The organism is Koromonas humicola (assembly GCF_059726255.1).
This window is the reverse complement of record NZ_AP040873.1, coordinates 1,632,562-1,647,562: the sequence shown is the minus strand read 5'-3', so window position 1 is coordinate 1,647,562 and position 15,001 is coordinate 1,632,562. Positions and strand designations below refer to the sequence as shown.

Annotated in this window: 12 protein-coding genes; 10 read left to right on the top strand and 2 right to left on the bottom strand. The window is 54.1% G+C overall.

Features of this window, described 5'->3' with window-relative positions; all coding sequences use genetic code 11:
• Positions 1-160: 160 nt before the first annotated feature.
• Entirely contained in the window at positions 161-1,648 is a 1,488-nt protein-coding gene (locus tag AC6IZD_RS07160) for an MFS transporter (protein WP_497787002.1), read from the top strand.
• A gap of 75 nt (positions 1,649-1,723) precedes the next feature.
• Here the strand turns inward: AC6IZD_RS07160 and AC6IZD_RS07155 are convergent, their stop codons facing one another.
• Positions 1,724-1,891 (bottom strand): hypothetical protein, encoded by a 168-nt coding sequence (locus AC6IZD_RS07155; protein WP_497787001.1) that lies wholly within the window; start codon positions 1,889-1,891, stop codon positions 1,724-1,726.
• A 207-nt stretch (positions 1,892-2,098) separates the two neighbouring features.
• Positions 2,099-3,073, bottom strand: a complete 975-nt coding sequence (locus AC6IZD_RS07150; RefSeq protein WP_497787000.1) for a GNAT family N-acetyltransferase — start codon at positions 3,071-3,073, stop codon at positions 2,099-2,101.
• A 546-nt stretch (positions 3,074-3,619) separates the two neighbouring features.
• Between AC6IZD_RS07150 and AC6IZD_RS07145 the strand changes: the two genes are divergently transcribed.
• The 9 genes from AC6IZD_RS07145 (at position 3,620) to AC6IZD_RS07105 (ending at position 14,968) form a co-directional block, all read left to right on the top strand.
• Positions 3,620-5,068: an aminoacyl-histidine dipeptidase gene (locus AC6IZD_RS07145; RefSeq protein WP_497786999.1), complete on the top strand. Its 1,449-nt coding sequence runs from the start codon at positions 3,620-3,622 to the stop codon at positions 5,066-5,068.
• 423 nt (positions 5,069-5,491) lie between these two features.
• Positions 5,492-7,690 (top strand): GumC family protein, encoded by a 2,199-nt coding sequence (locus AC6IZD_RS07140; RefSeq protein ID WP_497786998.1) that lies wholly within the window; start codon positions 5,492-5,494, stop codon positions 7,688-7,690.
• Complete coding sequence (locus AC6IZD_RS07135) at positions 7,671-8,657, top strand: polysaccharide biosynthesis/export family protein (protein WP_497786997.1); 987 nt, start codon at positions 7,671-7,673, stop codon at positions 8,655-8,657. Before AC6IZD_RS07140 ends, AC6IZD_RS07135 begins: the two co-directional genes overlap by 20 nt.
• Positions 8,658-8,659: 2 nt before the next feature.
• On the top strand, positions 8,660-10,081 hold the full coding sequence (locus AC6IZD_RS07130) for a lipopolysaccharide biosynthesis protein (RefSeq protein WP_497786996.1): 1,422 nt from the start codon (positions 8,660-8,662) through the stop codon (positions 10,079-10,081).
• A gap of 53 nt (positions 10,082-10,134) precedes the next feature.
• Complete coding sequence (locus tag AC6IZD_RS07125) at positions 10,135-11,379, top strand: O-antigen ligase family protein (protein ID WP_497786995.1); 1,245 nt, start codon at positions 10,135-10,137, stop codon at positions 11,377-11,379.
• Positions 11,380-11,418: 39 nt separating this feature from the next.
• Complete coding sequence (locus AC6IZD_RS07120; protein WP_497786994.1) at positions 11,419-12,567, top strand: glycosyltransferase family 4 protein; 1,149 nt, start codon at positions 11,419-11,421, stop codon at positions 12,565-12,567.
• Positions 12,564-13,739 (top strand): glycosyltransferase, encoded by a 1,176-nt coding sequence (locus AC6IZD_RS07115; RefSeq protein ID WP_497786993.1) that lies wholly within the window; start codon positions 12,564-12,566, stop codon positions 13,737-13,739. Before AC6IZD_RS07120 ends, AC6IZD_RS07115 begins: the two co-directional genes overlap by 4 nt.
• Complete coding sequence (locus AC6IZD_RS07110) at positions 13,732-14,430, top strand: hypothetical protein (protein ID WP_497786992.1); 699 nt, start codon at positions 13,732-13,734, stop codon at positions 14,428-14,430. Before AC6IZD_RS07115 ends, AC6IZD_RS07110 begins: the two co-directional genes overlap by 8 nt.
• Complete coding sequence (locus AC6IZD_RS07105; protein WP_497786991.1) at positions 14,402-14,968, top strand: WcaF family extracellular polysaccharide biosynthesis acetyltransferase; 567 nt, start codon at positions 14,402-14,404, stop codon at positions 14,966-14,968. Before AC6IZD_RS07110 ends, AC6IZD_RS07105 begins: the two co-directional genes overlap by 29 nt.
• Positions 14,969-15,001 lie beyond the last annotated feature (33 nt).

The following is a 15,001-nucleotide window of genomic DNA, read 5'->3' as shown; positions in this document are numbered from 1 at the left end:
AACTCACAAACATCTGCTGTTTCGTTGCGCCGCCTCTTCGCGAGATGCGACGGCGCAGCGACCATTTGCGCCCGATTCAGTTGAAGATCTCAAGAACATCAGACTCTGAGGCAACCCTTTTCTGCTATTCAGCATTGATAGATGGAACTGGAGACCACAGATGGCGACTGAGGCAAGCAATCTGGCTTTACCCGAGTATCAAATCAGCAAGGTAATCTCAGCATCGGCTGTCGGCACCATGATCGAGTGGTACGACTTCTATATTTTTGGAAGTTTGGCAGCCTATCTCGCCCCCAAGTTCTATCCACCCGGAAACGACACGTTCGCCTACATCGCATACCTTGCTACGTTTGCGGTAGGCTTCATCGTACGCCCTCTCGGTGCGTTGTTCTTCGGACGCATTGGAGACCTCGTCGGTCGCAAGTACGCCTTCCTAGTCACGTTGAGCATCATGGGATTCTCGACGGCCGTAGTTGGCTTGTTGCCCACCTACGCGACAGCTGGATGGTTTTCGCCTATTGCATTGATCGCACTTCGAGTGCTGCAAGGACTTGCGCTGGGCGGTGAATACGGCGGTGCTGCAATCTACGTTGCCGAACACGTGCCCGATCACAAACGCGGGTTCTACACCAGTTTCATTCAGATCACGGCTACCCTGGGGTTGTTCATCTCGCTCGGCGTCATCTTAATTACGCAGGGCAGCATGTCTGACGCGGCATTCCGTTCCTATGGATGGCGCATTCCCTTCCTTATCTCGCTCGTGCTGGTCGCAATCTCCCTCTACATCCGCATGAAGATGAAAGAGTCGCCAATCTTCACGCAATTGAAGAGCGCGGGAATGACGTCCACCCAACCCCTGAAGGACGCCCTCACGAAGTGGCCAAATCTCAAGCGCGTGATGATTTCGCTACTTGGAGCCACCGCGGGACAGGGCGTTGTGTGGTACACCGGCCAATTCTTCGCATTGTTCTTCCTGCAAACGATTCTGAAGATGAATCCGAAGAGTGCGAACATCGCTGTGGCAATCGCGTTGTTACTGGCCATGCCATTCTTCACGGTCTTCGGCGCCCTTTCAGATCGCATCGGCAGAAAGAAGATCATGATGGCGGGCTGCTTGCTGGCCGTGATCTGCTACCTGCCGATTTACCGAGCGATGGAGAATGCGGTCGGCAACAACGTGGTGAGCGTCACGTCAGCCAAGGACAAAGTAACCGGAGCGGTCAAGTTGACGCCTATGACGGTAAACCCGGCGGGCAAACTCGTCCCGGCGCCCGTTGCTCAGCACCCGAACATGCCGGCAATCGTAGGCTTGGTGTTCCTGCAGGTGCTGTTTGTTTGCATGGTGTATGGACCTATCGCGGCATACCTGGTCGAAGCATTCCCTGCGAAGATACGGTATACCTCGTTGTCGCTTCCATATCACCTCGGCAATGGCGTATTTGGCGGGTTGGTCCCCTTGATCGGACTCTCGACCATTGCTGCAACAGGAAACATTTACAGCGGCCTCTACTACCCCATGGCAATCGCAGCCATGACATTCGTGGTTGGCAGTTTTGCTCTACGCGAGTCGCATGGCGAACGGATCTGGGAGGAAGTCGACCAAGTTCCGCTCAATGCCCAGCCCGAAGCTCCGGGAAGAGTGGCTTAAATCATCGACCGAACACCGCACCCCCGGGCTGGGATTCGCCTCCAGCCCGGCCCGGTCTTCCTTTACATCTTCGCTTCAAATCTTCTTCGGCTTCTTCTCGCAGTGCTTCGCCCGACATAGCGTTTGCGGTGAGTTCTTACGATTCACCACTGCCTTGCGTGTGGCTAATTCAAAAACTTGGGCCATCCATTGTTCCGGCATGTCGTCCTCCGGGACAAAGACGTCATCATCTATAAAATTCATCGTTTCCCTTCAGGAAGAGAGCAAATCACCCTCCCCACCCTTCTATGATCGCAAGACAAAGGGGGTATCAGCCACGTCAGGGAGGGCTGAGCAGGGGCACTCCGGGGCTAACTCTAGACCAGACAACGCGCAAAAGGGTGGCTGTTTTAGGAAGATACGATAAGCCGGAGGCGTTGAAGCCGGGACGGAGAGAGCTGATCGTCCGGATCAACGCCAATCGTCAATGACGTAAACTCCCGGGCGATTGTAACCAGCCTCATTCTTGCGATGCATAGTAACGCCCTGAAACTCAATGCGGAATCCTCGCCCTAGCATTGCTCGATACGCTTCAGATCGCGCCGTGTTAACTCCAGCGACCAGCCGGCTGGCACCGCTCGCAAGAGCATAGGATTCGCAGCTCTTCAACAGCTTCTCAAAGCGTCGCTCACCCCCATTCCCGGCATCGACGGCCGCGAACTTCACATAGCAGGTACCGCTGCCGGCTTCCGTGTCAGGACCGGAGTGGCATACAGCAAACCCAACCACCCGTGAGCCCTCAATGAGCAGGACAATCTCTCCCAGCTTCTGGTCAATTACGGCGCGAACCTCTCGGAGAACTTCGAGTCCAGGGTAGATCGCATCTGTTAGTTGTCGGCACTGGTAGATGATTTCCACGCGATCTTCCGAGTCGTAGGTAGAAAGCTGCTGGATCGGGGCTGCCTGCTCGGCGGGGACAGGCTTGGCCATGACCATGGTCAGGAAGCGGGGCCAGAAATCGAATTTCTGATAGAGCCCAATATGCTTTGGACTGTGGCTAAAGGTAAACAACCCCGCGTGGGTCACTCCCCATTCGTTGAGGATATCCATCGTGGCGGATAGAATCTTGGAAGCAATTCCCTGTTGCCAAAGCGAGGGTTCGACCGTTAAGGGCCCGAAGAACCCTATGCTTCCCCATCGCGTGATGAGGTTGGACCCGACCAACTTCCCATCGATTTCAGCCCCTACTCCCATCGAGGGATCCACGCGCCATCGTGTATGGACTACGCTACTGTCGCCCGCAAAGTCGGAGGGATTGGGCATGCCGAGGAAGGTTCCGAAGGCGAGGCGGAAGATTCTATCTGCGTCATTCAAGTCACGCTCCAAAAGCGGCCTGACGCTCACGAGCCGATCTGAGTTCGCAGCAGTGTTTCCCTGAGTTGACATGCTCTGCCTCCGACAAATCGCCTACGGGCGGTTATGCCTCAGATTGTCCATCGCCCAGCAATACTCAATCACCAGAAAAGGAATCCATTCCGCACTGTGCTTTGCCAGTAATATCCAGATTCCTAACGCCAGAGCCAAAGTCTCGACACACCAGAAAATCACATCGAACATTTCCTCATGGCGTGATTGAGCCTCATTATTTGTGATGTAGCTTAGGAACCTCCAAAGAGCAGCGCGTTTTCGAGTGTCTGGTTTGAGCGTAGCTGTGCGGTCCATCTGAGAAACCCCTGGCGGAAATGATAAGTTACTTGCTCCGCCGACCTTCCCCGACCTTGGTTATAGATGAGCGATGATGTGCAGCATCTCGGAAGAACAGTACCTGGGCGACACTTAAAACCTATTCAACGAAGGGGACATGACCACCCCATCCTGAGAGGATCGAACCGGAGCCGGAGGTTGTCAGTGTCGGTGTTGCCGGGCTGTAGGGTCGCTCATAACTAAGTCAATCGTTGTAGGATAGTTGCATTCGGTTATCTGGAGAGTGTCATGTCATCTGCACTTGCAGGAGTTGAACCACAAGAGGTTTGGAAAAATTTTGAAGCACTGGCCGCTATCCCTCGTGCGTCCACAAAGGAGGCGGCTGCACGTGAGCACATTCTCAAGCTCGCCCGGGATCTTGGGTTGGAGACCTTTGTTGACGAGGCTGGAAACGTAGTCGTCCGCAAACCGGCGTACCCCGGACGCGAATCCGCTCCGGTCACCGCTCTGCAGGGCCATCTGGATATGGTGTGCGAGAAGAACGAAGGCACAGAGTTCAACTTCGACACCGATGGAATTCGCATGGTGCGCAAGGACGACTGGCTCTATGCTGATGGCACAACTCTGGGATCTGACAACGGCGTCGGCGTTGCTGCCGCCATTGCCGTGATGCAGAGCAAGAACATCAAACACGGCCCTCTGGAATTTGTGTTCACCGTTGAAGAAGAGACCACTCTCGGTGGCGCCTCCGCTTTCAAGCCGGGCGTTCTGAAGGCACATTACCTGCTTAATCTGGACAACGAAGAAAAGGGGACGTTGTGCATCGGTTGCGCCGGTGGTCTGAACACGCGGGCCCGCCGCAAGGTTTCCTTCCAACCCTCGAAAGGCGACTCTGCATATCGAGTGAAGGTTACGGGCCTGAAGGGCGGTCACTCGGGAGTCGACATCCATCTCGGACGCGGCAATGCGATCCGCATTCTGGGCAGCACACTCCAACTTGTGATGGAGCAACTACCTGCCGAGCTCGCCGATTTGAAGGGTGGCAGCGCTCACAATGCGATTCCTCGCGAGGCGTCGGCCATCGTTGTAGCGAACGCGGCGAACGAAGCTCAGCTCAAATCAATTGTGGCGCAATTTGCAGAAGATGTTCGTGCCGATCTCGGAGCATTCGATCCGGACCTGCAGATCACGGTAGAAAAGGCCGAACGGCCACAGCACGTGATTGCCAACGACGATGCGAAGAAGGTAGTCGACCTGATTTCCACTCTTCACCACGGAGTGCTCGCAATGAGCCCCGATGTGCCCGGTTTGGTACAGGACTCCACAAACGTTGCTACAGTGAGTTTGAAAGATAGTGTCGTGGAGATTGTGACAAGCCAGCGGTCAGCAATCGAGGGCAGCAAGAATCTTGCCAAGCGCCTCGTTGCCACAGCCTGCAAATTGGCGGGCTTCGAAGTGGAGCATGCAGCCGGATATCCTGGCTGGAAGCCCGAACCAAACAGCGACATCGTGCGTACATCGAAGGCAGTTTTCGAACAGATGTACGGCACCTCGCCCAAACTGATTGCCATGCATGCAGGACTTGAAACCGGCGTGCTCGGCGTGAACTACCCCGACATGCAGATGATCTCATTTGGACCTCAAATCGAGCATCCACATAGCCCCGCAGAGCGCGTGCAGATCTCATCTGTTGCGGAGTTCTGGAAGTATCTGACTGCAGTGTTGGAAAAGCTCTAATTAGTTGTCTTCTACGAAGAGCGTCTGCCACGTGCAGACGCTCTCTTTTGTAGTAACGCACATTCGCAAACTGAGTAATGCGCGTGAGTAACGCTCGAGAAAGTGCTAGATCGTTGACAGGATCTACTCACGTTTCCTATAGTCGAACCTGATTCAAGAACAAGAGTGAATATCAGTACTCCTCTGCTGGTCCGATCCGGCCAACATCGAGCCTAGTTGTCCAGTTCAGCACTCTTCTGCGAAGCATGTTTGGTGCTTGCGATTGGCTACTTAGTCCTCGTCGGCCTCGGCTGCAGAATGCAGGGCCGAGCCTTCTGTCGATAGGCTTCACTCTCCAGACTCATCATGTGCACACACCCGCTAGGTGCGTGCACGTATCTCGGACGAGCAGTTCGACAACTCGCAAAGCAATGAGGAATTTCAATGCGTGTACCAAGTGAAGACAGCCGAACTGCAACCAACAGCCTACCGTTCGCAATTGAGGACGGTGCGGCTCAGCAGGAGTTGTCTTTACAGGAAATCTGGAGAACGATCTTCAGGCGCAAGTACATCATCCTGACCACAACGGCCGTGTTGCTCGTACTAACTGCCCTGTACAGCTTCACCCGCAAGCCGGTGTACGAAAGCGTCGTTCGGCTGCAGATCGATCCCACTCGCTCTTCTTCGCTCGGCTTGGAAGAAATGATCAACGACAAATTGTCGGGCAGCGATGACGACAACAGCCGCCTGCAATCCGAAGTCAAGATCATTCAGAGCGACGCAGTTGCCATGCGTGTGATCGATTCGCTCGGCCTTCCCAAGCTATCCACGTTTGCAGGAAAGAAAGCTGCGCAGATGAAGGTCACGGATCCACGCGCGATGTCCCCTTCGGATCGACATGACATGCTCGAGGATTTTGCGGGATCGCTGGCTGTTCAGGTTGTACCGAATACACAGATCGTAGAAGTCCGATACCGCAGTACAGATCCCAAACTGGCTACCGAGATTGCCAATGCAGTGGTCCAGAAGTACATGGAACGGAACCTGCAGAGTCGTTATGAAGGAACAGTTCAGGTCTCCGATTGGATCTCGAAGCAGATGCAGGACCTGCAGGCGAAGTCAACAGAAGCTCAACAGAAGCTGGCAGACTTCCAGAAGCAGAACAATATCCTTGGCGCAAGCGAAAACGACAACATAGTCGTCGATCGCCTGAGATTGCTGAATCAGCAACTCACGGAAGCTGAAGCAGACCGCATCGTCAAAGAAGCGCGTCACAAGATGGCAGCCTCTGGAAACCCCGAACTAATTGCCTCCGTAGTTCCCAATTCCAATCTGCAGATACTGCGGGCACAAGAAGCGGAGTTGAACGCGCAATTGGCGCAACTCAATTCAAAGTTCGGAAGCGCGTATCCAAAACTGCGCGAGATGCAGGCCCAAAAAGCCAAGCTAGAGAGCGAGATTGCCACCGAGGTGGCAAATGTAGGGAAACGTCTTGAAGATGAGTACCTTTCAAGTTCGAAAACGGAATCTCTTCTGCGAAACCAGTTCAATGATCAGAAGGAAAAAGCATACGAACTGAATGAGCACGTTGTACAGTACGCGCTTTTGAAGCATGAGGTCGAGAACAGTCGCGAACTCTACGACACGCTGCAACTGAAATTGAAGATGGCGGGCGTGACGGCAGGATTGAGTTCAAGCTACGTCAGCATCGTCGATCCCGCAGAGATTCCTGCAAAACCAGTCTCCCCGAAGAAAACCATCAACCTGATAATAGCCCTGTTGGGAGGACTGGTTATCGGGACTGTGATCGCGGTTGCCGTCGAATCTTTTGACGATACATTGAGCAGTTCTGAGGATCTCGAATCCAAAGTTGCACTCCCCGTTCTCTGCAGCATTCCGATGAACGACGTTACGGCACCCACCATGAATGTTGGCGCCAGTCCGTTGCTGCTCCACAGTCCACAGTCGCAGGCAGCGGAAGCGTTTCGAGGATTACGAAGCTCGCTTTTGCTCTCCTCGCCAGATCGCCCGCCAAAGATGATCGCCGTTGTGAGTTCCGTAGCAGGCGAAGGCAAAACGACTGTCTCGACGAATCTCGGTGTTGCGTTTGCCCAGCGTGGCGAATCGGTACTTCTGATCGATGGCGACTTGCGTCGTTCGACGATGCACAAACACTTTGGGCTGCGAGCATCGCGTGCCGGCGTGAGCACTGTTCTAACGCAAGTCGGTGATGCTCATCCACTCGTAACACCAATCGAGTCTCTTCCTCACCTGAAGCTTCTTCCTGCAGGACCACATCCGCCGAACCCAGCAGAACTGCTCGGGTCCAATCGCATGATCGATCTGCTTGAGAAGTTCTGCGGCCAATATGACCGGATCATTATCGACACTCCGCCCGTGCTTGCCGTGGCAGACACGCTGCCGATTGCACATATTGCGGACGCAGTTGTCCTGGTCGTTCGTTCAGGCTTGGCTCGAGAGAAAGCAGTAATTCGCGCACGACGCTTGCTTGAGCGCGCAAACAGCAATCTCATCGGAATCGTATTCAACGCAGTGAACATGAAGCTGGAAAACTACTACTACGCACAGGGCGCAATGTACGGCAAGTCTATGGCCAACTATTATGTCGACGAAGAGAACTGATCAGCAGCGGCAATTCGGGAAAAACGACAGCATACTTGCCTCCGCCTTTGTGATGTGCGTAGTTGCCTTTGCGTTAAGCTTGGGTTCTGCTCTCCCTGCATTGGCTCAAAACACATCGGCAGCGCAGTCGAGTTCCAGTTCACAGGCGACCAGCTTGTTAGCGATCTCCTCCGGCGATCTGCTTGAAGTGAGTGTTTTTGATACTCCAGAACTCTCTGGAAAGCTTCGCGTGAACGACGCAGGAGAAATCTCAGTACCCATCGCGGGTGCCGTCACCGTTTCCGGCATGACGGCGGAAGAGGCGGCTGTCGCAGTCGAGGCGAAACTGCGCAATTCCGATGTCCTCCGCTCGCCCCATGTCACCGTATTCATCACTGAATACGCGACCCAGGGCGTAACCGTAACAGGGGAAGTAAAGAACCCGGGCATCTATCCCTTGCTCGGGAATCACAAACTTCCGGACCTTATCGCCGCTGCTGGGGGCTTGACTCAATCAGCAAGCCGCTCCATCACTATCACTCACAAGGCATCACCCGACAAACCTGAAGTAATCCTGCTCGATACCCGCCCGGGAGCAGTTGTGGCAAGCCCTGACGTTCGCCCCGGCGACACAATCATGATTGCGAAAGCCGGAGTTGTCTATGTAGTTGGCGACGTGGGCAAGCCAGGCGGATTCCTGATTGAGACCAATGACCGGCTTACCGTGATCCAGGCCCTCGCACTGGCGCAGGGAGCGAATCGCACCGCAACCTCCAACGGGGCGAAATTGATTCGCAAGATCGCGGGCACGCGTCAGGAATTTCCCGTCCACATTAAACAGATTTTGCAGAACAAAGCACCGGATATTCAAGTAGAAGACGGCGACATTCTGTTTGTGCCATCGAGCCGAACCAAGATCTTTGGCTATCGCGGAATCGAAGCAGCGGTCAGCACAACTTCAGGGGTGCTGGTTTACAAGGCATATTAGAAGTGCAGCAGTCAAACGGAACTCAAACGACTCAGCCGGAGGCAAAGCCCACCATAGGTTCAAGCGTTGCAAAGCGCTTGGTGCGAGGCCTTGGCGCAAGCGCCCTTGGGCCTATCGTCACCGTTGTCGTACAACTGGTCAGCGTACCGATCTTCCTGCATTATTGGGGCGCTACGCTCTATGGAGAATGGCTGATTCTGAGTGCAATCCCTAGCTATCTTGCGCTCAGCGACATTGGATTCGGGCGCGTCGCCGCGAGCGACATGACCATGAACGTCTCCGCAGGAAACCGCAGTGCCGCGCTCGGTACGTTTCAGAGTACCTGGTTGCTCGTTACGTCGCTCTCAGTTGCTTTGATGGGATTGGTCGTCTGTTTTGCCTGGTTCATTCCATGGACAAGGTGGATGAAGATCAGCACGCTTGGCAATCACGCCTCTGCCACGATCATGGTAGTTTTCTCTGCGTATGTTCTGCTCACGCTGCAGAACGGCTTGCTCGATAGCGGGTTTCGTTGCGGTGGCAATTATGCACTTGGAGTCATGGCACTCAACATTGTGCGAATGCTGGAGAATCTGCTCGCAACCCTGACTGTAGTCTGCGGAGGAGGTCTGCTCGGAGTCGCGGTTTCATTTCTAGCCACGCGTGCTCTCGGAACTGCCGTCCTTACCCTCATTCTGCGCTCGCGAAGCCCCTGGATCTGCTACGGAGTACGACACGCAAGCCGGGCCACGATCCGCAGACTAGCAGCCCCCGCATTCGCATTTATGGCGTTCCCGATCGGCAATGCCATCAGCTTGCAAGGTTTCACCTTGATTGTGGGTCTGGTGCTTGGTCCGGTTGCGATCGTCGCATTTTCAACCATGCGCACACTGAGTCGCGTCGGCTATCAAATCATGAATGTGGTCGCATGGACTGTCTGGCCCGAGATTTCTGTCGCATTTGGCGCAGGCAAGATCGACCTTGTGAGAGTTCTGCATCGGCGTGCATGCCAACTCGCACTCATCTTATCAGTGGCATGTACTTTGGCTCTCGCCGCGGTCGGTCCTCGGGTCTATGTAAGTTGGACCCGACACGCTGTAGTTTTCGATCCGCTGACGTTCAATCTTTTGCTACTGGTCATATTAATCAACTCGTTTTGGTATACGAGTTCTGTCGTACCAATGGCGATCAACAAACACGAGAAGATCGCAATGGCATACGTTGGAGGAACCTTCATCTCCCTGCTGTTTGCCTGGGGCCTGATGAAACACTTCGGCCTTTCTGGTGCGGCAGCGGCTTTGCTCTGCATTGATTTCAGCATGGCATGGCTGGTGCTTCGAACCGCTCTGAACCAGGTTCACGATTCCCTGTTCGACTTCGCTACTTCCATGATTTCAATCCGGGACTTAAGGCTCACGACAAAGCTCAACGGCGGTGCTGCTTGAGCCTCGACCATACGCAACCGATCCCCAGGGTCCCCCTGACGTTCACAGGGGGGATGCTTTATAGCTTTGTCTTTTCCCTACTTCTCTTCTTGCCGCTGTTTCCGCCAGAGCTAACAAAGTGGTACACGTTCTTCTACCTTGTATTACTGCTCGTTGGAATCCTTGTCTGGCGCAAGCTGACGCTTCCGCGCGGATCCGTTGCACTGTTTGCATTGGTTCTGTCCCAGCTCTCCGCCATGCTGACTCATGCCGATGATCCGGATTCCATGATCAATTTGGTGGCGCGGCTGGTTTCAATTATCGCGCTCGCATGTCTCGCACGAGCATGCCTTCGCATCATGGGCCCTGAAGCACTTATGCGGCAGTTGTTTGTATTACTTGGGGTCAGTGCCTTTGCAATGTTCTTTCTCAGCACGGCTCTGACTGCGATTCACTGGCCGACGATGCCGAGCCACTTCTTCTGGGAATCATTCACCTCAAGTAAGCGACTCTTACTGATGGCAGATGACACAGCTGGGCATTCGAATGTCCTCTGGATTTCGATGTTAATGATGCTGTTCACTATTTCATTCTGTGCCAGCAAAGGCATATCTGCACTACGCCTTTGGAGTCTTGTCCCATTGGCGCTCATCCTTTTCGCGTCCAAATCGCGGGTTGTTCTTCTCTTCTTGGTCATTCTCATTGTCGCAGTTGCAACATACTTCAGGATCATCCGTCACCGGCTTGTACTCGCTTGTACCCCATTTGCTCTTTGCGTTGTCTTCTTTGCAGGAATCTTCGCGCCTGGAATTCAAACGACCATTATGAATACAGCTTCGAATTTGCAGGATCAGCTACCTGCGGTTCGAATAATAGGAACGTCGCCAGGAACTACCACCGGAATCTATACCGGGCGCGATGTTCTGAACCTTTTGTTGCTGAGGGCCAGCGTAGAACATCCATTTGTTGGACACGGCCACTCTAGCCCGTATCTGAAATGGAGCATAGGCAAGCACGGCGAATTTGCTAGCGGTTCCAAGATAGCGGCCCGCGATGAATCATGGTTGCGAATGCCTGTAGCTTATGGTTGGCCATACAGCCTTTGCACCATGGGTTTCCTGATAGTGCCTCTCGCTCGTGCTGTTCGTGGCTACTATCGAGATAACGTGTTTGTCCTCGCGACCATTTCCACGATTGTTGTGTGCGTAATAACCGAAGGTGGGATGGAACAGTTCTATGGCATTTCAGCACTCTATCTATTCTTTGCTTTGACCTTCTACTTCACGCCGCGTGCGAAGGCAGAGGACCAGTTTGCATAAACTACGGCACCAGACCTGCGACAACCTTGGATGCGAGAGATGAAGATCTTACTTGTCGCGAACTACATTTGTGATCAGCAGCAAAGCATGCAACGGTTCGGCGCGCTGATGCAAGCTGGACTATGTCGGAAGAGTCATGACGTCCGCGTTATCCGTCCTCCGGTGGTAATCGGAAGATTGAAACGTTCTCCAGATGGCGTCGGAAAATGGATGGGATACGCAGACAAGTTTCTGCTCTTTCCTCGCGCACTGACCGCAGCCGCGAAGTGGGCTGATGTCGTTCATATTTGCGATCACTCAAACGCAATGTACACGCGCTATTTACGAGGCACACCTCACGTTGTCACCTGTCACGACCTGTTGGCGATCCGAAGTGCGCTTGGAGAGTTCCCAGAAAATCCAACTCGCTGGTCTGGACGTCACTTGCAGCGTTTCATATTGAGGGGACTGGAAATGGCGCAATACATCGCGTGTGTGTCTGGTGCCACTATGCACGATCTGCGAAGGACGGCCAACCTCACCGGTGCTACCGGCGTAGTCTCGAATGCGCTCTCGTATCCGTATACGCCAATGCAGGCGGGCATCGCCGCACAACACCTCGCCGCGCTTGGAATCCCGAACGGTACACACTTCCTACTCCACGTGGGTGGAAATCAGTGGTACAAGAACCGGCTTGGCGTTCTGCAAATCTTCTCCGAACTACTGCGACATCGCGCTGCCGCGCAGTTCACACTCGTGATGGTCGGCAAACATTGGACTTCTTCCATGGAACGTTTTGTAGCCGGTAGTCAATTGGAAGCCTCAGTCGTCCGCCTGTCCAACGTCTCGAACGAAGATCTTCGTGCGCTCTATTCGTCGGCAAATGCCTTGCTCTTTCCATCTCTCCAAGAGGGATTCGGATGGCCAATTGTTGAGGCGCAGGCATGCGGTTGCACGGTCTTCACTAGCAATCGTCCTCCAATGAATCAGATCGGAGGAGACGCCGCAGTCTACATTGATCCAGAGAATCCCGTTGCAGCGGCTGAAACAATCGCCGCTCAGATTCCAACCCTGCGTGACCGCTCTGCCATGAACCTGGAAAACGCCGCTCGATTCAGTGAATCAGAGATGATCGACAACTACCTTAAGATCTACCAGCACGTAATTGATGCTAATTCGTCGAACGCAATCGCCGAGGTTGCGAGATGAGGATTCTCCATCTCATTCGATCGGTTCATCCCAATGGCGGTGGCCCTATTGAGGGCGTAAAGCAATTGGCGGCAGTAAATTGCTCTGCCGGACACCAGATCGAAGTTGCGTCTTTAGACGGCCCGACCGATCCATGGATAAATGACTTCTCGCTCCCGTTGCATACGCTTGGACCAGGGAATTCCAAGTATGGCTACAGCAGTCGGTTCGTACCGTGGCTCAAGCAGAACGCGTCGGCTTACGACATTGTGATCGTGAATGGCATTTGGCAGTATCACAGCTTTGCCGCATGGCGGGCGTTGCATGGGGCTGAGACTCCATACGTGGTGTTCACTCATGGCATGCTCGATCCATGGTTCAGGCGTTATCCGCTGAAACATCTGAAGAAGAGTCTGTATTGGCCTTGGAGCGAATACCGGGTTCTACGCGACGCAGGAGCAGTACTGTTTACATCAGAAGAAGAGCGGGTACTCGCACGTCAGTCATTTAGACCCTACCAATGCGATGAGATTGTTGTGAACTATGGTACGGCTGGGCCTACGGGCGATCCGGAATCCGAGTTACAGACTTTCTACGACGCAAATCCTCAGCTTGTCGGCAAGCGATTAGCGATCTTCCTTGGGCGCATACATGAGAAGAAAGGCTGCGATCTGCTGATTGAAGCATTCGCCGAAGAGCTTGCTTCAGACCCGGAGTGGCATTTGCTGATGTGCGGTCCGGATCAGGTAGGCTGGCAGGCAACACTTGAGGAGTTGGCACGACAGAGGAACATTGCAGACCGCATCTCATGGCTTGGCATGATTAAAGGCGGAATGAAGTGGGGAGCACTGCGTGCTTCCGAGGTTTTCGTGCTTCCGTCGCATCAGGAGAACTTCGGAATCGTGGTCGCTGAAGCTTTAGCCTGCGGCGTGCCTGTTCTAATATCGAGAAAGGTAAATATCTGGCAGGAGATTCAGGAGGACGGGGCTGGAATCGTCGGCACGGACGATCTCGCCGGAGCGAGGACAATGCTCCGTATGTGGCGCGAAATGTCGAGAGAGCAGAAGGCCGCTATACGTCTCCGCACCCGGACGTGTTTTGAACAGCGCTTTGAGATCGCAAACGCCGCCCAAAGTTTGATCCATGCGCTTGAGATGGTGAAATTTGGATTTGATAGCAAATCTCATGCATAGGCGCACAAAAACCTCCGTTCGAGTCTTTGTTGCCGTGAGCATCGGCATGCTTATCTTCGCGCTCTCCGCTTCTGCACAGGAGAGCGGCGTAATCACGATTTCTTCCGCAGTGCGCCACATCGATCGCGCGGTGAGTGTGATGCCCACCTCCGCATCGTCACACGCAGGAGAAACGGATGCGCTTCGTCTCCAGCCTGAAACCGCACGGCCAAAAACTGCCTCAACCTGGGGCCCCACTCTGCAGACGCCTACGACTCCGCCGAAGGCTTCCGCCGTCCCTGCTTCACACTTTGCACAGGATGCCGCATATCTGAATCAGCTAGCGGCTAAATCTTCTACAGTGGAACCATCGCTACCACCCAAGAGCGCACAAAATGTTCTGGTCAATCGTCCATTGCGCAAGAGATCGCTGGGAGTGGGCGGCGCATGGGAGTTCAATACCTCCGTCCAGCCCAACCATACGCTCGTGCAGTCGCGAGAGGACGCTTTGCAGTTTCAGCCTGGTCTGAGGCGGGTTCATAATTCTCTCCCGTCCCGAAGCTCGGAACAGCTTCATGCAAAGGCTCGGAGCGGCGATCGGACGAATCTTCGCGTAGGCGACAAGAGTAGGCTTTTGACACACGAATCCGACCATATGAAAACCCGGGAGATGAGGCTTACGCATGCCAACGGAATTGAAAGCGGTCGTTGATCTTGGACGCGTCGTCAGTACGACACCCACTCGCATCAAGCTGCTACGTACCTTGTGGAGTTGTGTTCAGCTCCCATTTCTGCCGCATACACCGCGAATTCTGAGTCCCTTGCGAGTGTTTCTGCTGAAGTTGTTCGGCGCCAAGGTAAGGTACTCCAATCTCATCTGCGGTGGAGTAAAAGTGTGGTGTCCGTGGAACCTTGAGATTGGCGAGGGTTCGTGGATTGGATCTGGCGTGGAGCTGTACAACTTCGCTCCCATCCGGATCGGGCACAATGCAGTCGTCTCACAATACTCGTACCTCTGCACATCTACTCACGATTTCAGCAGTCCGGTGTTCCCGCTTGTGAGCAAGCCAATTGAGATCGGTTCGCAGGCTTGGCTCGCAGCCGGAGTATTTGTCTCTCCGGGCGTGACAATCGGTGAGGGAGCCGTGGTGGGCGCGCGGTCTGTGGTGACGAAGAGCGTGCGCGAATGGACGGTAAATGCCGGGAACCCATGCCGCCAACTCCGGGAGCGAGTGCTGAATGAGTATTAAAAGAGAGTTGATCAAGAGCAACATTCATCCTTT

Coding starts and splice junctions, on each gene's coding strand:
- AC6IZD_RS07160 (WP_497787002.1), top strand. CDS start 161: ATGGCGACTGAGGCAAGCAATCTGGCTTTACCCGAGTATCAAATCAGC.
- AC6IZD_RS07155 (WP_497787001.1), bottom strand. CDS start 1,891: ATGAATTTTATAGATGATGACGTCTTTGTCCCGGAGGACGACATGCCG.
- AC6IZD_RS07150 (WP_497787000.1), bottom strand. CDS start 3,073: ATGTCAACTCAGGGAAACACTGCTGCGAACTCAGATCGGCTCGTGAGC.
- AC6IZD_RS07145 (WP_497786999.1), top strand. CDS start 3,620: ATGTCATCTGCACTTGCAGGAGTTGAACCACAAGAGGTTTGGAAAAAT.
- AC6IZD_RS07140 (WP_497786998.1), top strand. CDS start 5,492: ATGCGTGTACCAAGTGAAGACAGCCGAACTGCAACCAACAGCCTACCG.
- AC6IZD_RS07135 (WP_497786997.1), top strand. CDS start 7,671: ATGTCGACGAAGAGAACTGATCAGCAGCGGCAATTCGGGAAAAACGAC.
- AC6IZD_RS07125 (WP_497786995.1), top strand. CDS start 10,135: ATGCTTTATAGCTTTGTCTTTTCCCTACTTCTCTTCTTGCCGCTGTTT.
- AC6IZD_RS07120 (WP_497786994.1), top strand. CDS start 11,419: ATGAAGATCTTACTTGTCGCGAACTACATTTGTGATCAGCAGCAAAGC.
- AC6IZD_RS07115 (WP_497786993.1), top strand. CDS start 12,564: ATGAGGATTCTCCATCTCATTCGATCGGTTCATCCCAATGGCGGTGGC.
- AC6IZD_RS07110 (WP_497786992.1), top strand. CDS start 13,732: ATGCATAGGCGCACAAAAACCTCCGTTCGAGTCTTTGTTGCCGTGAGC.
- AC6IZD_RS07105 (WP_497786991.1), top strand. CDS start 14,402: ATGCCAACGGAATTGAAAGCGGTCGTTGATCTTGGACGCGTCGTCAGT.